A 17,864-nucleotide genomic window follows, 5' to 3' on the forward strand; every position below is an offset into this window, starting at 1 on the left:
CCGTGAGACATCGGGGATCACCCCGGTCGAACGCGGGCCCCACCCCGACAGGGGTCGGGGCCCGCTCCCTTTGAAGCTAGAAACTCCGCAGGCCACGGCACATCGGTCGATCGGCACGCATGACCCCCCACTTTCGTCGGGGGCGCTCAGATGACTTCCGGACGACTCCCTACGATCAAAGCGGGCTGACCCTGCCAGCGCAGGAGTGCGTGTAGGCGGCTTTGGGGTGGGGTTAGCACTACCGGGAGGGTTTGCCTGGCACCACCCTGACTCCGTTGTCAGGGTTGTCCCTTACCTCTGGTCGGCGCGGTTCCCCCGCGCGGGTGAGGCGGATCCCCTCGCGGCGGGAGGGCCGGCGGAGCCGGAAGGCGCACGGTTGGCACATGACTCCGCAGCAGGCCGGAATCGGCCGCATCACGGCGGCGATCGTGGCGATGGCCGCCATGCTCCCGTACCTCACCCTGAAGATCTTCTGGCTGACCGGCCATCCGGTGGGCGTCTCCGACCCGGTGTTCATGAAGGACCCGGCGATGGTCGGGCTGAACGCGATGACGTTCGGCATGGACGCGGTCGCGCTGCTCCTGGCGCTGGCGTTCACCACGCGGCAGGGCATGCGGCTGCCCGCGTGGCTGGTGCTGCTCCCTCTGTGGGTGGGCACCGGCCTGCTGTCCGTGGTGGTCGTCACGGCGCCGGTCGGCGTCCTGCTGGAGGGCGTGTCGGTCTTCTCGACGGACGGGCCCATCGCACCCTGGGTCTATATGACGGTCTACGGGGGGTTCATCGGGCAGGGCGTGGGGCTGATGGTGGCGTTCGTCCTGTACGCCAAGGATCGGTGGCCGGGCGTCTTCTCCGCCACGCTCGGCTCCGGCCAGGCGAGCCCGACCAGGCCGCTCCAGACCGTCGTCGCCCGAGGGGCGCTGCCGGTGTCGGCGGTGCTCGGCGGGATCCGCCTGTACTGGGCAGTCGCCAACCCCTCGCCGGTCCAGGCGCTACAGGACGGCTTCAAGGGCCTGCTCGCGCTCGGGGCGGGGATCGCGCTGGTCCTGCTCGTCAGAGGCCGGGGCGCCGGGCCGTTCTGGCGGCCACTGGTGGTCGGCTGGCTCGGCACGGGCGTGATGTTCGGCTGGGGGCTCTACGCGATGATCCTCACGGTGGCCGGCGGGCCGCTCGGCGCGCGGATGACCGGCGTGGTGGGGCTGGTGGAGCTGTTCGGCACGCTGACCGGGCTGGTGATGGCGATGTGCGGGGCGTTCCTGCTCGCCGAGCGGTCAGGTGTGGGCCACGTGCAGGCGGCGCAGCACCCGCTTGAAGGCGAAGATCGAGAAGACGATCGCGAGACCGCTGATCACGGCCACCGCTGACGTGCGGAGCAGCATGAACGCGCTGAGTGACTCGTGCAGCGCGAGCCAGATGCTCACCGTGGAGTTGGCCATCAGCACGAACGCCCACAGCAGCGTGATCCTGGCGAAGAACCTGCGGACCCGCTCGTGCTTGAGCACCGCCGACGGCAGGTGGATGTAGTCGAGCGTGAGCTTCTGCACGAGCGGCTTGTTCAGCCGCACCGAGGCCAGGAAGGCCATGCTGATGCAGAGCGTGCCCAGCTCCGGCTGGATGAAGTAGACGACCCAGCTCCCGGTCCAGAAGCCCACGGCGGCCCGGGCGGTGATCGCGATCGCGGCCAGGATCATCGTGGCGGGCACCCGGATGCCCCTGATCAGCCGCCAGGCGACCCCGAGGTAGACCCAGGACACGGCCGCGGCCAGTGCCCCGTTGAGCCCCAGCACCGCCAGGGCGGCGTAGAAGACGGCGAGCGGTGCGACCACGCCTTCGAGCAGCCGGGGAACCGCCTGACGCATCAGCGCTGTCAGGCGCGGCAGGGTTACGGGAACGTGGTTCAAGGCTGCTCCGCAGATTGGCCGACGATCAGCGAACTACCCGGGCTTCGGGAGACCAGGCTTCCTGGATGGGCCAGTCGAGGTTACGACTTGGTTACTCCAGGCTTGCCGGTGGCTTACCGTACCCGATGGCGTGGTATGCCACTGCCTCTTTTGACACGTTCCATGGATTTGTGCCGGTCCGAGTAGCTGCGACGCGGGTGGCGCGTCGCCGCCACTCGTCACTCAACCAAAGGGTGCTTGCGCCTCACCGTCGAGGTGGTTTCAGCTCAGCGACGTGGTGGCCAACTTGGCGCCGAAGCCCAGGAACAGAGCGCCGACGCCCGAGGTCAGGCCGGCGCTGAGCTTCCTGCGGGCGCGGAACTGGGCGGCCAGGAAGGTGCCACCGAAAATGAGCCCGGTGAGGTAGAGCAGGCTGAAGATCTGGATGATCGTGCCCAGGATGAGGAACGACAGGACGGGCGTGCCGTACCCCGGATCCACGAACTGGAGGAAGAACGAGACGAAGAACAGAATCGCCTTGGGATTGAGCAGGCTGATCGTCAGAGCCTTGCGGAACGGGTTCGGCGGGCGGCCCGGGATCGCGGCCTCGGCGGCGGCGACGGGCTCGGCGATGTCGGGCCGGGAGCGCCAGGCTCGCCAGGCGCCGCGCAGCATCTGGAAGCCGATCCAGGCCAGGTAGCCGGCGCCCGCGTACTTGACGATGGTGAACAGCAGCGGGCTGGAGCGCAGCAGCGACGCCGCGCCCGCGGCTGTGAGCGCCATCAGGACCGTGTCGCCGACGAAGACGCCCGCCGCGGCCCGGTAGCCGTGCCGCACCCCGTGCTGGGCCGCCGAACTCAGGACGTACAGGGAGTTGGGGCCCGGCAACAGGATGATGAGGAAAGCGCCGATGACGTAGGTCGGCAGATCCGTGATACCGAAGAACATGCGGCTGGCTCCTGAAGCGTGATGACATATCACGGTACCGCGTGATTAATCCCTTGGCGCGTACCAAATCCCGCCATGGGCTTGCCGGTAGCCGAGCGACAGATAGGTGGCATCCGTAAGGGCCTGGCCGCGTGGGTTGACGCCGAGTCCGATGCCCTGCTTGCTCATCGTGTAGCCGAAGGCCAGCCGGGCGGCCGGGTCGCAGAAGCCGAGTGAGCCGCCCATGCCCGCGTGCCCGAACGCGGTCGCGGACAGCAGCGCGCCCTCGCTGTCGGCGGGCGGCAGGTACCGGTTGTCGGCCGCCTTCATGAAGCCGGTCGAGAACCTGGTCGGCACGGCCAGCACCGCGTCGGTCCCCGCCGAGGCGGTCAGCCCCATGACGGCCACCTGCTCCTCGGTCACCAGCTCGCCGCCCCCGAGGGAGAGCGGCCGGTACATGCCGGCCAGGCCCCTGGCGTTGGTCACCGCGCCGACGGCGCCGAACTCCGCCGCGTGCGCCTCGCGGCTGTCCGACTCGCCGGGCGTCGTCATGTAGCCGCCCTGGTTGGCCAGCAGCAGCGCCGGAATGGAGCCGGGGTCGGTGAACGCCTTGACGTAGAACGTGGGCGGGTCCGTCGGCGGATCGGCGGGGATCGTGGGCGCGACCCGGCCTTCATGCTCCTCGGGCAGGCCCAGCCAGAAGTCCAGGCCGAGCGGCTCGGCCACCTCCTCGCGGAAGAACGTGCCGAGCGAGCGCCCGCTCACCCTGCGGACGACCTCGCCGACCAGGTAGCCGAACGTCAGCGCGTGATAGCCGTGCCTGGTGCCCGGCTCCCAGAACGGCTGCTCGCCGGCCAGCCGGTCGGCCATCAGCTTCCAGTCGTAGAACGCGCCGTCCGGCAGCGGCTCGCGCAGCGCCGGAAGCCCCGCCTGGTGCGAGAGCAGGTGCCTGACCAGCGTCGGACCCTTGCCGTGCGCGCCGTACTCGGGCCAGTAGCGGATGACGGGGGCGTCGAGATCCAGCTCGCCGCGCGCGCTCAGCATGTGCGCGCAGAGCGCCGTGGCGCCCTTCGTACATGACCAGACATGGCCGATCGTGTCGTGCAGCCAGGGGACGCCGGGAGCGGCCTCGCCGCCCCAGAGATCGACGACGACCTCGCCGTCGAGAACCACGCACACCGACGCGCCGACCTCGCCGCGCAGCGCGAGGTTGCGGTCGAACTCCTCCGCGACCAGCGAGAACCGGGGGTCGCACGTCCCTTGTACGGTCATTGCCCGAATCCATCATGAATGGCGGACGGTGTAAACCGCTCCTGGGATCGTCGGAAAATTCGACAAGACCACTTTACCTGAATTCCATGTAGGTTTAGTGTGAAACCCATGCGGTCGATCAACGAGGACTGGGCGGCGACCATCGTCGGCCTGGCGCTGGTCGTGCTCGTCATCACAGGCGTGATCCCAGCCGGGCTGGTGCCGTGATGAGCGCCGAAGCAACCGAAGGCCGGACGACCACCGGCCTGGACGTCGCCGGAGGAGTGCTGGCGGTGCTGGTGCTCGGCGCCGCCACCAGATTCCTGGAGCAGAGCGTGCCCGCGGCCACGAAGGGCGGGCCGTTCGAGCAACTGGGCGCGGCCATCGAGTATCCCGTGTACGCCATCGCCCTCGGCCTGATCGGCAATGCCGTGCTGACCGCCGCCGGGCTGCGGGAACGGCTCTCCGGTGGCTTCAGGACCGAGTTCTTCATCAAGACGGGCCTGGTGCTGCTCGGAGCGTCGATCAATCTCAAGGTGATCGTCACCGCCGCGGGCCCGGCCATCGCCCAGGCGGTCGTGCTGATCAGCTGCGTCTTCCTGTTCACCTGGTGGCTCGGCGGGCGGCTCGGGCTGGACGACAAGCTGCGGGCGCTCCTGGCGTCCGCCGTGTCGATCTGCGGCGTCAGCGCGGCCATCGCCGCCGCCGGGGCCGTACAGGCCAAGAAGGAGCAGCTCGCCTACAGCGCGAGCCTGGTGATCGCGTTCGCGCTGCCGTCCATCTTCGTGCTGCCCTGGCTGGCCGGGGCGCTGGGGCTGAGCCCCGAGGTGGCGGGCGCGTGGATCGGCGGCAACATCGACACCACGGCGGCCGTGACGGCGGCGGGCGCGATCGTCGGCGAGCAGGCGCTCCAGGTCGCCACCATCGTCAAGGTCACGCAGAACGCCCTCATGGGAGTCGTCGCCGTGGCGCTGACCGCCTACTTCGCGTTCAAGGTCGAGCGTCGCCCCGACGCGCCCCGGCCGAGGGCGGTCGATCTGTGGCATCGCTTTCCGAAGTTCGTGCTCGGTTTCGTGGCCGCCTCGGTGATCGCCACCTGGTATCTGGGGGTGGGCGGCGACAAGGCCGCCATCGGGGTGGTGAACGACCTCCGAGTGTGGTTCCTGATCCTGGCGTTCGTCAGCATCGGGCTGGAGTTCCGCGTCTCCTCGCTGAGGGAGGCGGGCTGGCGTCCGGTCGGCGTCTTCGCCGCCGCGACGGCGGTGAACCTGCTGCTGGCGCTGGGGCTGGCCGCGCTGTTGTTCGGCGGGTTCGCCGTTTGAGAGTGGGTACGGCTCGCGCGGCTAGGGGTGGTCGCGTGAGCCGTCCCGCTTGAGCGCTCACCCTGCGGGACGCGGCAGGATGGGTCTCGTGCGGATTTCCATCCTCGGGACGCTGGAAGTGGCGACGGCCGACGCGGAGCCGGTCGTGGTCGGTGGGTTCCGGGTGCGGGCGCTCCTGGCGGTCCTCGCCCTGGAAGCCGGCCGGATCGTCACGTCGGAGCGGCTCATCGACGCGCTGTGGCCGGACGAGCCGCCGGTCAACGCCGCCAACGCGCTGCAGACGCTGGTCAGGCGGTTGCGTGTGGCGCTCCGGCCGTACGAGATCGTGCAAAGCCGGCCGGGCGGCTACCTGCTGGCCATCAACCCCGCCCAGGTCGACGCACTGCACTTCCGCACCCTGACCCGAGCCGCGCACTCACCCCAGGACGCGGGCCCTTCCCAGGCGCTGGGCTCTCCCCACCACGCGCGCTTTCCCCAGGATGCGCGTGCTTCGCGGGACGCGGGCTCCCTCGGACCTCCGCGGTCTTCCCCGGAGGCGGGCTCTCCCCGGGAGGCGAGCGCGGCCTGGGAGGCGGGCGCGAGCGGGACGGCGATGCTCGATGAGGCGCTCGCACTCTGGCGTGGGGCGGCGCTCGCCGACCTCGGCGGCGTGCCGTACCTGGCGAATGTGGCGGCGGGGCTGGAGGAGGATCGGCTGGCCGCCGTCGAGGCCCGGGCCGAGGTGCGGTTGGCGGCGGGGGAGCCCGCCGATCTGGCCGCGGAGGTGAGCGCCCACCCCCTTCGGGAGCGGCTGTGCGCGCTGGAGATGCGCGGGCTCGCCGCCGCCGGGCGGCAGGCCGACGCGCTGGCCCTGTTCGAGCGCACCCGCGGGACGCTCGCCGACGAGCTCGGCGTCGACCCGGGGCCCGAGCTGCGCGCCGCGCACCTGGCCGTCGTGTCAGGCGACGTTCCCGTACGGCAGGCCGCCCCCAAGCGGCGCGACCTCCCCAAGGGCAACGTCCGAGTCCCTCTGACCACGTTCATCGGCCGAGAGGACGAGCTGGACCTGCTGACCGCCGTCCTCGGCCACGCCCGGATGGTCACGATCGTCGGCCCGGGCGGCGCGGGCAAGACCAGGCTGGCCGGCGAGGCGGCCCTGCGCATGGGCGCGCGGTTCGACGGCACGTGGATGGTCGAGCTGGCCCCCGTCACCGACCCGGCCGCCGTTCCCGGCGCGGTGCTCGACGCCCTCGGCCTGCGCGACGACCGTCCCGGCTACTCACGCAAGGATCCCGTCCCCGGCACCCCTCACCAAGGGCCCGGACCGCTTCAGCAGGTGGTCGAGGCCCTGGGCGAGCGCCGGGTGCTGATCGTGCTGGACAACTGCGAGCACCTCGTCGACGCCGCCGCGCGCCTGGCCGACGACCTGCTCACCAGCTGCCCGGGCGTGCACGTGCTGGCCACCAGCCGCGAGCCGCTCGGTGTGTCGGGAGAGCGGCTGGTGCCCATCCCGCCGCTGGAGCCGCCCCCGACGGGGGTGGGCGCGGCGCGGGCGGCCGAATACCCGTCGGTGCGGCTGCTGCTCGACCGCGCCACCGCGGCCCGGCCCGCGTTCGCCCTCGACGAGGAGAACGTCGCCGCCGTGGTGGCCCTGTGCCGCAGGCTGGACGGCATGCCACTGGCCATCGAGCTGGCCGCGGCCCGGCTGCGGACGATGACGCCGCGGCAGCTCGCCGACCGCATCGACGATCGTTTCAGGCTGCTGACGGGCGGCAGCCGTACGGCGTTGCCCCGCCAGCAGACGCTCAGAGCGGTCGTCGAGTGGAGCTGGGACCTGCTCGACGAGCCCGAACGCGAGCTGGCCCGCAGGTTCGCGATCTTCGCGGGCGGTGCCACGCTCGAGTCCGTCGAGGCCGTGTGCGGCGGCACCGCCGACGTGCTGGGCGCGCTGGCCGACAAGTCGCTGGTCCAGGTGTCGCCGGAAGGCCGCTATTCGATGCTGGAGACGATCCGCGCGTACGCCTCCGACCGGCTGGCCGAGGCGGGGGAGGGGGACACGTACCGGCGGCGCCATGTCGTACACCTGCTCGATCTCGCCGAACGGGCGGTTCCCGAGTTGCGGACCGGCGCGCAGATCGAGTGGATCGAGCGGCTCTCGGCCGAGCGCGACGACTACGCGGTGGCGCTGCGCTGGGCGCTCGACCAGCGCGACGTGGAGCTGGCGCTGCGGCTCTGCGCGGCACTCAACTGGTACTGGTGGATGTGCGGCTACCGGCGCGACGGCGCGACGTGGGCGCGGCAGGTGCTCGACCTGGCGGGCGACAGCCCGCCGGAAGGCCTGGTGCGGGTGTACACGGCCTGCCTGTTCGCGGACGGGGTGGACCGGTTCGCCGCGATCGTCAGTGATCGGCCGGCGATGGAGGCGCTGTCGGCGCACATGGACGAGCTGATCGAGGCGGCGGAACGGGAAGGCCCCACCCACCCGCTGCTGCTGATCGCCCGGGCCGTCATGGCGGGCGCGAGCGGGCGGGACGAGCACGCCGCCGCGCTGCTCGACCGGTACGCCGCGAGCGACGATCTCTGGCTGGCCAGCTCGGCCAAGATGATGGGCGGCCCGCACCGGTCCGAGAAGGCGCTCGAACAGGCGGTGGCCGGTTTCCGGAAGCTGGGCGAACGGTGGGGGCTGAGCGAGGCGCTGCTGAACCTCGCCGCGCTGCGCGCCGAGCGCGGTGAGCGCGCGGACGAGCTGATCGCCGAGACCGTCTCGCTCACCAGTGAGTGGGTGAGCCCGGAGGAGACGATCTCGACGCTGACGCGGTTGGCGACGCTCCGCGCGCAGAGCGGCGACCTCGACGGAGCCGCCGCCGACCTGGCCAAGGCCCGCCTCGGGACCGCCGGCCGAGCCGCCGCCGGAATCACTGACCCGGCCAGGGCCCGGCGCGGCGTGGATGAGGAGATCTCGGCGTTCACCCTCATCCAGCTCGGCCTGGGGGAGGCGGCGCTGGCCTACCGGCTCGGTGACATCGAGGAGAGCCTGGCCGCCTATCGCGGTCTGTTCGGGCTGCTGACCGAGGCCCCGGCGATCCCGCAGCTCGCGGTCGCGGTCCGGACCGGCTACGGCAGGGCGCTGGCGGCCGGCGGTGACCCCGAGGCCGGGCTCGAACAGCACCGTCTGGCGCTCGGCCTGCTGGGGGCCACGCCCGATCTGCCGTACCTGTCGGTGGTGCTGGCCGGTTGCGCGCTGGCCGAGCTGGCGGGCGGTGCCCCGGAACGCGCGGCGGTCCTGTTCGGCGCGTCGGCCGCGGTCGAGCCGCCTGACATCGCGGCCGACACCGTCGCGGGGACGGTGTCGGCCAGGGCCGCGCTCGGCGACTCGCGCTATGACGGCCTGCACGGCAAGGGCGCCGCCATGACCAGGCAGGAGGTCTACGAGATGATCGGCAGCATCACGTAGGACGGGTCGTGGATCGTGGTCGTGCCCTTCTCGGGGTTCCTGCCGAACCTGGGGAAGTTCGAGCCAGCCACGTCGATCCTGATCCGGTGCCCCGGGCGGAAGAGGTTCGAGATCGCGCCCAGCTCGACCTTGACCTCGCGCACCTCGCCCGGCACCAGGTCCGTCACCCGGGTGATGGCGTCGGTCAGCAGCTCGGCGCGGCCGTCGGGGTGCACGTCGATCAGCTTGGCGGCGACGTCCGTGCCGGTCGCGGTGGACGACACGAGCACGACCAGCTCGACCGCCCCCGTCACCTCCAGCGCGCCATCGAGCGGCTCGCTCCGGTAACGCAGCACGTCGTCACGCTCGTCCAGCGGGCGCTGGTCGAGCGGCCCGAACGCGTCGAACATCATCACCGCGCCGCCCACCGTGGGCACCGGGTGGTCGGGGTCGCAGACGAACTCCCCGCCCCCGCCGCCCGCCGGGATGGTGCCGAGCGTGCCGCCCGGGCCGAGGTGGTAGGCCGCGCGCCGGGCGGCGGGCGGCGGCCAGTCCGCCGCGGTGCGCCACTCGTCGGCGCCCATCAGGAAGTACGTCACCCTGGCCCGTTCGGGCGCCGGCTCGCCGCGCAGCCACTGGCCGAACCAGTCCAGGTGCAGGCCGGTCCAGTCGATCGCGTCCTGGCTCGCCTGCTCCCCGAAGTCCCGCCCGCCCACGTCGCCGTCCTGCGTGTAGTGCGCCCACGGGCCCACGACGAGCCGGGATCCGCCGCGCAGGTGCTGGTAGTGGCCGAGGGAGGCGTCGCGGAAGTAGTCGTACCAGCCGGTGCCCACCAGCGCCGGCACCTCGATCTCGTCGTAGTGGACGACCCCGTCCCGCCACAGCTCCGCGGCCGGGTCGGGGTGGTCCATCCAGCCGGCGTAGAAGGGCACGAGGTCGGCCAGGAGCGGCTGGTCGCTGAGCGGCAGCCGCTCGGCCAGCTCCTGCATGGTCTCGGCGAACCGATCGGGGAAGCCCAGCGCCGCCAGATAGGCGTTCTTGCCGGATTCCTGCGCCGTACCCCGCTTGATGCGGCGGTCCAGCTCGTTGACCGCGAGCACGAACGCGCTGACGGTCAGCACGATGTTGAGGTTGGGCACGCCCGAGCTGTACACCACCTCGTGCAGTCCGGCGGGCGCCACGTGCGGCGCGATGGCCCGCAGGCCCTCCGGGCGCTCCTGCGCGGCCAGGAGCTGGGTGATGCCCAGGTAGGAGTCGCCGAACATACCGACGTTCCCGTCCGACCAGGACCGCGTGGCCGCCCACCGCACCGCGTCGTAGCCGTCGGCGGCCTCCCCGGCGATGAACCGGAACGCGCCGTCCGAGTCGCCGGTCCCGCGTACGTCCTGGACGACGACCGCGTATCCGGCGGCCACCAGCCGGGGCAGGTCCAGGTGCAGTCCTGGCCCCTGCTCGGCCCTGCCGTACGGCGTGCGGGACAGCAGCACCGGAAAGCGACCGGTCCCGGCGGGCCGCCAGAGCGTGGCGACGAGCGTGACGCCGTCGCGGGTGGTCATGGTCTCGGTGGACGTGATCATCGAACTCTCCTGTTGTAGGCCCGCAGCGCGAGCGGGGTGAAGACGGCGAGCAGGGCGGCGGTCCAGCCGAACGTGATCCACAGGTCCGCGCCCCGCAGTCCGCCGACCAAGAGGCCGCGGATCGCCCCCGCCAGGTGCGAGACCGGGTTGACGCCCATCCACCAGGTCAGCCAGCCGGGCAGGTCCGTCGCGGGGATGAAGGCGCTGCTGCCCAGCGTCAGCGGGAGCAGCACGGCCGTCGAGATGCCCTGCATGGACGTGACGGACTTGGCGATGAGGCCGATCCAGGCCGAGCCCCAGCTCAGCGCCATCGCGAACAGCAGCACCAGGCCGACCCCGGCCAGCGTGCTCAGCGGATCGGTGCGCACGCGGAACCCCACGGCGTACCCCACGATCAGCGACATGGTGATCGTGACCAGCAGCGTCAGCAGGTCCGCCAGTACCCGCCCGGCCAGGGGCGCGGATCTGGCGATCGGCATCGTCCTGAACCGGTCGAAGACCCCGTTGCCGATGTCGGTGGCCAGGTTCATGCCGGTGCCGATCGTCGCCATCAACGCCACCTGGACGAGCACGCCGGGCAGCATGTACAGCACCGCGCCGTCCCGGTCACCGCCCGCCGCCCCGCCGAACAGATAGACGAAGACAACGATCATGAAAACCGGTTGCAGCAGCATGCCGATGAGCTGGCCGGGGCTGTTCTTCAACGGGATCAGGCTGCGCCAGGCAAGTGTCAGGCTTTGAGAGATAGCAGTGGTCATTTCTCGGCTCCGGTCAAGGTACGGAAGACGTCGTCCAGCGAGGGCAGCCGCAGGGCGTGCTCGGCGAGTACGATGCCCGCGTCGTCGAGCTCCCTCAGCAGGGCTGGCGGCACCGATAGGTCATGGATGGGGATGCTCAACAGACCGCCCTCGGCCCGGGTACGCAGGATCGACTCGGCCTTCTCCACATCGGCGGCCAGCAGCGGCCTGACATCGAGCCGATGCCCGCCGGCCAGGGACTTCAGCTCACCGGGGCTCCCGCTCGCCGCCGTCCGGCCGGCGTCTATCACCAGCAGGTCGTCGGCGAGCTGGTCGGCCTCCTCCAGGTACTGGGTGGTCAGCAGCACGGTCACCCCGTCGGCCACCAGCTCCCTGACCGCGTCCCACAGCTCGCCGCGGGCGTGCGGGTCCAGGCCGGTGGTCGGCTCGTCGAGGAAGAGGATCCGCGGCCTGCTCACCAGGCTCACGGCCAGGTCGAGACGGCGGCGCATGCCACCCGAGTAGCCGCCGGCCAGGCGGTCGGCGGCGTCCGTCAGCCCGAATCGGGACAGCAGCGCCGTGGCCCTGGCCCGCGCCTCGGACCGGCTCAGGCCGAGCAGCCGGCCCATCAGCACCAGGTTCTGGGTGCCGGTCAGTTTCTCGTCCACCGAGGCGTACTGGCCGGTCAGGCCGATCAGCTCGCGCACCTTCCCGGCCTGGCGGGTCACGTCGAACCCGCCCACGAGGGCCCGGCCCGCGTCGGGGGCCACCAGCGTGGCCAGGATCCGTACCGCGGTGGTCTTGCCCGCCCCATTGGGGCCCAGCACGCCCAGCACGGTCCCGGTTCTCACCCGCAGGTCGATCCCGTCGAGCGCGGCCGTTTCGCCGTACCTCTTGACGAGCCCTTCGGCTTCGATCGCATAACTCATGCCGCTCAGCGTGTCTAGAAGCCCTGATAACGGCCTGGCAGTAACCTGTCACCTACCTGTCAGGCTCTGGCACCGGCAGGAAACGGGCCCACTGGACGGCCGGAAAGTTGGGCCTTTGCCAACTACCACAACGTCCTCACCCTCAGTTCAGGCGCGTGTCAACAACTAGCCCACGCGCTCGAGGAGGACGAGGTGAAACGCCGATTTGTCATCCTGCTAGCCGTCCTTGGCCTGGTCTGCCTGACCGGCATGACCGGAGCCGGGGCCGCCGCCGAACCGCCGCCGAACCGGCAGTATCGCGTGGAGGGACCGGCGAACGCCCAGCAACGCAGCGCCGTCGCGGCGACCGGCGCCGCGATCGACGAGGTGACCAAGGACTCGGTCCTGATCACCGCCACGGCGGCCGAGGTGGACGCGATCAGGAGCCTCGGCTACCGGGTGGCGGAGGTGTCGCGCCCGTTATCCCCGTCCGACGAGGCCGGGACCTTCGACTTCCCGTCCGCGGACTCCGGCTACCACAACTACGCGGAGATGAACACCGACATCAACGCGCTCGTCGCCGCCCACCCCAGCATCGCGACCGTATCCAATTACGGCACGTCGTACCAGGGCAGGGCGCTGCGCGTGGTCAAGGTCAGTGACAACGTCGCGACCGACGAAGCCGAGCCGGAGGTGCTCTTCACCGCGCACCAGCACGCCCGCGAGCACCTCACGGTGGAGATGGCGCTCTACCTGATGCACCTGCTGGTGGACAACTACGGCACCGACACCCGGATCACGAACCTGGTGAACTCCAGGGAGATCTGGATCATGCCGGACCTGAACCCGGACGGCGGAGAGTACGACATCGCCACCGGCAGCTACCGCTCCTGGCGCAAGAACCGCCAGCCGAACAGCGGCTCCTCGGCCGTCGGGACCGACCTGAACCGCAACTGGGCCTACAACTTCGGCTGCTGCGGCGGCTCCTCCGGTTCGGCCTCCAGCGAGACCTACCGAGGCGCGTCGGCCGAGTCGGCACCCGAGGTCAGGAGCACGGCCAACTTCGTCCGCGGCCGGGTCGTCGGCGGTGTCCAGCAGATCAAGTCGAACATCGACTTCCACACCTACTCCGAGCTCGTCCTGTGGCCCTTCGGCTACACCTTCAACGACACGGGCCCTGGCATGACCCAGGACGACCATGACGCCTTCGCCGCGCTCGGCCGCAACATGGCCGGCACCAACAGCTACACCCCCGAGCAGGCCAGCGACCTCTACATCACCGACGGCACCATCGACGACTGGCTGTGGGGCGTCTACAAGATCTTCAGCTTCACCTTCGAGATGTACCCCAGGGGCTCCAGCCCCGGCTTCTACCCGCCGGACGAGCAGATCGTGCCGCAGACCACCCGCAACAGGGAGGCGGTGCTCCGCTTCCTGGAGTACTCCGACTGCGTCTACCGGATCATCGGCAAGCAGGCCCAGTACTGCGGCACCGGCACCCCGCCCGTGACCGTCTACTCCGACACCTTCGAGACCGACACCGGCTGGGCCGCCAACCCGAGCACCGCCGACACGGCCGGCACCGGCGCGTGGGAGCGCGGTGTCCCGCAGGCCACCACCTCCTCCGGGACCAAGCAGCTCGGCACCACGGTCAGCGGCACCAACGGCCTGGTCACGGGCCGTCTGGCGGGCACCACCGCCGGTGACTTCGACATAGACGGCGGCGTCACCTCGATCCAGTCGCCGCCCATCACGCTGCCGTCCACCGGCACGCTCAGCCTCTCGCTGTCGTGGTACCTGGCGCACGGCTCGAACGCCTCCAGCGCCGACTACTTCCGGGTCAGGGTGGTCGGTAACACCACGACGACCGTCTTCCAGCAGGCCGGCGCGGCGTCCAACCGTAACGGCTCCTGGGCGACGGCCACGGCCGACCTGAGCGCGTACGCGGGGCAGACGGTCCGCATCCTCATCGAGGCCGCCGACGCCGCCGGCGCGTCCCTCGTCGAAGCAGGCGTCGACGACGTCCGCATCACCCAGCAGAACTGATTTTCCGGGTCATTTCGGCGGAGCGCCACGTTTCGGCGCTCCGCCGTTTTGGGTCTTGTAAGACCTTGGTGTCAAGGCTACGATCGCGACAACTCTTAGGAAACTTTCCTAAAAGAAATCTTGAATCAGGAAGCCATGTCGCGGTCGCCGCCCCCTCGTCCGCTCAGGGCCCGGCATCTCCGACGCGTTCCGGGCCGTGGGAACGAGCGTTCGGCGTGGCCGTTCCCCACCCATCCTGACTGACCGAGCAAACCCCTGCTGCCATCCCCCAGTGGCCCGTCACACCTCGCGGGCCGGTGCCGTACGGCTTGCGCTCTCACCCCCCGGCGCAAGCCGTACGGCACGACACAAGGACATGACCCGTCAAGCCGCACCACCAGGGAATGCCATGAGATTTCGCCGCATGTTCCTCGCCTTACTCGCCGCTCTGGCCATGATGGGCACCGGGCTCACCACGGCCATGCCCAGCGCCTATGGGGCGGTGGCCTTCGCCTACCCCGCGTGGACGGCATGGACGGCCTACACCGTGGGCACCCGCGTCACCTACAACGGCGTCGACTACGAGTGCATCCAGGCCCACACCTCCCAGCCCGACTGGACGCCACCGGCGGTGCCCGCCCTGTGGAAGCCTGTCTCCGGCGGCGGCACCGACACCACCCCGCCCTCGGTGCCCGGCAACCTCCGCTCGACCGGCGCCACCTCCAGCAGCGTCTCGCTGGCCTGGAACGCCTCCACTGACAACGTGGGCGTCACCGGCTACAACGTCTACCGCGGTTCCACACTGGTGACGACGGCCACCGGCACCACGTACACCGACGGCGGGCTCGCGGCCTCGACCAGCTACGCCTACACGGTCCGCGCCCGTGACGCCGCCGGGAACCTCTCGGCCGTCAGCAACTCCGTCACCGCGACCACCTCGGCCGGCACCGGCGCCCCCGGCCAGCCGGGCTCGCCGAGCGTCAGCGGGTCCACCAGCAGCTCGCTCTCCCTGTCGTGGGGCGCGTCGTCGGGCACGGTCACCGGCTACCGCGTGTACGAGGGCAGCACGGTCAGGGCCACGGTCTCCGGGACGTCGGCCACCATCGGCTCCCTGGGCGCCTGCACCTCGCACACCTACACCGTCAGGGCGTACAACTCGGTAGGCGAGTCGGCCTCCAGCGCCGCGGTCACCGGCACGACCACCGGCTGCACCACCGGCTCGAAGCTGCCCGGCGCGCCGTACCTCTACATGGGCTGGGGCGACCCGCCCGCGCCCGCCACGGTGATGAGCGCGACCGGCGTCAAGTCGTTCACGATGGCGTTCATCCTGTCCAGCGGCGGCTGCAACGCGGCCTGGGACGGTAGCCGTCCCCTGACCGGCGGCGCCGACGCGCAGGCCATCTCGGCCATCAAGTCGGCCGGCGGCAGCGTGCAGGTCTCGTTCGGCGGCTGGTCGGGCAACAAGCTCGGCCCCAACTGCTCGACGCCCGCCGCGTTCGCCGGCGCGGTGCAGACGGTCATCAACGCCGTCGGCCCCGCCGCGGTCGACTTCGACATCGAGAACACCGACGAGTTCGAGAGCGAAGCCGTCCAGGACCGCATCCTGAACGGCCTCAAGATCGTCAAGCAGAACAACCCCAACGTCAAGGTCGTCGTCACCTTCGGCACCTCGACCACCGGCCCCACCTACTGGGGCACCCGCCTGATCAACCGCTCGAAGGAGCTCGCGGTCCCGATCGACAACTACACGATCATGCCGTTCGACTTCGGCGGCGGCTCGAACATGTACCAGAGCACGGTCAACGCCTCCGAGGGGCTGAAGAACACCCTCAAGACGGCCTTCGGCTGGTCTGACGCCCAGGCCTACGCGCACATGGGCATCTCGGGCATGAACGGCCTGTCCGACCAGCAGGAACTCACCTCCACGGCCACCTGGACCCAGATCCGTGACTACGCCAGGAACAACGGACTGACCAGGCTCGCCTACTGGGCCGTCAACCGCGACCGGCCATGCCCGGGTGGCGGGGTCGTGTCGAACTGCAGCGGAATCGCCCAGTCGAACTGGGACTTCACCAGGATCACGGCCGGCTTCTGACCGAGCCCGGCTCGCCGCCCCCGTCGCACCGGCACCTCGCCGCCGGTGCGGCGGGGGCGGCCGACGAAGGAGACCCCCATGAACCTTCGAGGACTCGCGGCGACCGCCGCCATCGCCCTGGGGCTCATCGCCCTCCACGCCACACCCGCCGCAGCCGCCAACATCCTGACCAACCCCGGCTTCGAGTCCGCCCTGTCCGGCTGGACCTGCTCGGCCACGGCCGCGGCCCAGGCGGTGTCGCAGCCCGTTCACGGCGGCACCAAGGCCCTGCAGGCCACCCCGGCGGGCAACGACTACGCCAGATGCGCTCAGACCGTGACGGTCAAGCCCAGCACGACCTACCAGTTGTCGGCCTGGGTGCAGGGCAACTACATCTTCCTGGGGGCCACGGGCTCGGGGATCGACGTCAGCACGTGGGGCGCCCCGGGCGGTCAATGGCAGCAGCTGAAAACCTCCTTCACCACCGGTGCGGGCGTGACGAGCGTGACCGTCTACGTCAACGGCTGGTACGGCCAAGGCGCCTACTACGCCGATGACGTGGTGCTGGACGGACCGGGCGGAACCCCGGACACCCAGGCGCCGACCGTGCCGGGCAGCCCGGCGGTCGGCGGCGCCACCAACTCCAGCCTGACCGTGACGTGGTCGGCCTCCACCGACAACTCCGGCAGCATCGCCGCCTACGAGATCTCCAGGGACAACGCGGCTCCCACGGCCGTCACCGGCATCAGCTACACGGCCACCGGGCTCAGCGCCAACACGACCTACGGGTTCCGTGTCAGGGCGTGCGACGCCGCCGGCAACTGCTCGGCGTACACCGCCTCCGTCAGCGGGAAGACCACCAACGACACCACGCCGCCCACCGGCGACATCCGCTACGCGCCGTACATCGACATCACCATGACGACCCCGTCCCTGGCCGGCGCCGCCGCCGCGACCGGGGTGAAGAACTACACGCTGGCCTTCGTGCTCGGCGACAGCACGGGCTGCAACCCGGCCTGGGGTGGGGTCATCCCGCTGGCCGACTCCAGGATCATCAACGACGTCAAGGCGCTCCAGGCCCAGGGCGGCCAGGTGGTCGTCGCGAGCGGCGGCGCCCAAGGCCCGTACCTGGAGCACAACTGCGGCACCACCGCCACCCTGCTCGCCGCCTACAAGAAGGTGCTCGACACGGTCGGCACGAACCAACTGGACGTCGACGTCGAGGCGTCGATCGATGTGAACAAGGTCAACAGCGCGCTGAAGCAGTTGCAGACCGAACGCGGCACCGTCGTGCGGTACACGCTGCGCGTGCAGGCACAGGACTACGGGCTCGACCCGTTCTCGGTGCAGATCCTCCAGGACGCCGCCGCCAAGGGCCTGAACGTGATCGTCAACCCGATGGTCATGGACTTCGGCTACAGCGGCAACTGGGGCGACGCGATGGTCTCAGCCGCCCAGGCGACGCTCGGCCAGATGAAGGGCGTGTGGCCGTCGAAGACCGACGCGCAGCTCAAGCGGCTGCTCGGCGTCACCCCGATGATCGGCAAGAACGACACGGGCCAGACCACCACCCAGGCCGACGCCCGCAAGCTGCGCGACTGGGCCAACACCAACCACATCGGCTTCGTCGGCTTCTGGTCGATGGGCCGGGACAACGGCGGCTGCCCCAACGGCAGCGTCTCGCCGACGTGCAGCGGGATCGCTCAGTCGGCGTACGAGTTCACCGGCATCTTCAAGGGGTTCACTGGATAAGG

The 17,864-nt window shown here is 70.6% G+C and carries 12 protein-coding genes; 6 read left to right on the plus strand and 6 right to left on the minus strand.

Annotated elements, in window-relative coordinates; all coding sequences use genetic code 11:
• Positions 1-383 precede the first annotated feature (383 nt).
• On the plus strand, positions 384-1,361 hold the full coding sequence (locus AB0B91_RS08485) for a hypothetical protein (RefSeq protein WP_358317444.1): 978 nt from the start codon (positions 384-386) through the stop codon (positions 1,359-1,361).
• Here AB0B91_RS08485 and AB0B91_RS08490 read toward each other — a convergent pair.
• The 3 genes from AB0B91_RS08490 to AB0B91_RS08500 all read right to left on the minus strand — a co-directional run bounded on the left by AB0B91_RS08490 (position 1,269) and on the right by AB0B91_RS08500 (position 4,076).
• Positions 1,269-1,898, minus strand: coding sequence for a VC0807 family protein (locus tag AB0B91_RS08490; protein ID WP_358317446.1), 630 nt, complete (start codon positions 1,896-1,898; stop codon positions 1,269-1,271). The two genes, AB0B91_RS08485 and AB0B91_RS08490, sit on opposite strands and share 93 nt — an antisense overlap.
• Before the next feature lie 261 nt (positions 1,899-2,159).
• Complete coding sequence (gene leuE / locus AB0B91_RS08495) at positions 2,160-2,825, minus strand: leucine efflux protein LeuE (RefSeq protein ID WP_358317448.1); 666 nt, start codon at positions 2,823-2,825, stop codon at positions 2,160-2,162.
• 45 nt (positions 2,826-2,870) lie between these two features.
• Positions 2,871-4,076 (minus strand): serine hydrolase domain-containing protein, encoded by a 1,206-nt coding sequence (locus AB0B91_RS08500; protein WP_358317450.1) that lies wholly within the window; start codon positions 4,074-4,076, stop codon positions 2,871-2,873.
• 206 nt (positions 4,077-4,282) lie between these two features.
• On the opposite strand from AB0B91_RS08500, the gene AB0B91_RS08505 reads away from it, so the two are divergent.
• Together AB0B91_RS08505 and AB0B91_RS08510 are read left to right on the plus strand one after the other, a co-directional pair.
• Complete coding sequence (locus tag AB0B91_RS08505) at positions 4,283-5,377, plus strand: putative sulfate exporter family transporter (protein ID WP_358317452.1); 1,095 nt, start codon at positions 4,283-4,285, stop codon at positions 5,375-5,377.
• 88 nt (positions 5,378-5,465) lie between these two features.
• On the plus strand, positions 5,466-8,810 hold the full coding sequence (locus tag AB0B91_RS08510) for a BTAD domain-containing putative transcriptional regulator (RefSeq protein ID WP_358317454.1): 3,345 nt from the start codon (positions 5,466-5,468) through the stop codon (positions 8,808-8,810).
• Here AB0B91_RS08510 and AB0B91_RS08515 read toward each other — a convergent pair.
• From AB0B91_RS08515 to AB0B91_RS08525, 3 genes are read right to left on the minus strand one after another with little or no spacing between them, the layout of a single operon-like run.
• Complete coding sequence (locus tag AB0B91_RS08515) at positions 8,783-10,366, minus strand: CocE/NonD family hydrolase (protein ID WP_358317456.1); 1,584 nt, start codon at positions 10,364-10,366, stop codon at positions 8,783-8,785. The genes AB0B91_RS08510 and AB0B91_RS08515 overlap by 28 nt on opposite strands.
• Positions 10,363-11,124: an ABC transporter permease gene (locus AB0B91_RS08520; protein ID WP_358317458.1), complete on the minus strand. Its 762-nt coding sequence runs from the start codon at positions 11,122-11,124 to the stop codon at positions 10,363-10,365. Before AB0B91_RS08520 ends, AB0B91_RS08515 begins: the two co-directional genes overlap by 4 nt.
• A complete protein-coding gene (locus AB0B91_RS08525) occupies positions 11,121-12,032 on the minus strand; it encodes an ATP-binding cassette domain-containing protein (RefSeq protein ID WP_358317460.1) in 912 nt (303 codons plus the stop codon). The genes AB0B91_RS08520 and AB0B91_RS08525 overlap by 4 nt, the downstream gene beginning before the upstream one ends.
• A 192-nt stretch (positions 12,033-12,224) precedes the next feature.
• On the opposite strand from AB0B91_RS08525, the gene AB0B91_RS08530 reads away from it, so the two are divergent.
• The 3 genes from AB0B91_RS08530 to AB0B91_RS08540 all read left to right on the plus strand — a co-directional run bounded on the left by AB0B91_RS08530 (position 12,225) and on the right by AB0B91_RS08540 (position 17,862).
• Positions 12,225-14,057: a M14 family zinc carboxypeptidase gene (locus AB0B91_RS08530; RefSeq protein ID WP_358317462.1), complete on the plus strand. Its 1,833-nt coding sequence runs from the start codon at positions 12,225-12,227 to the stop codon at positions 14,055-14,057.
• Between the two features lie 388 nt (positions 14,058-14,445).
• A complete protein-coding gene (locus tag AB0B91_RS08535; RefSeq protein WP_358317465.1) occupies positions 14,446-16,131 on the plus strand; it encodes a carbohydrate-binding protein in 1,686 nt (561 codons plus the stop codon).
• 78 nt (positions 16,132-16,209) lie between these two features.
• Positions 16,210-17,862, plus strand: a complete 1,653-nt coding sequence (locus AB0B91_RS08540) for a carbohydrate binding domain-containing protein (protein WP_358317467.1) — start codon at positions 16,210-16,212, stop codon at positions 17,860-17,862.
• Positions 17,863-17,864: the final 2 nt, after the last annotated feature.

The sequence above is a fragment of the Nonomuraea sp. NPDC049141 genome (assembly GCF_040648415.1).
Lineage (GTDB): Bacteria > Actinomycetota > Actinomycetes > Streptosporangiales > Streptosporangiaceae > Nonomuraea.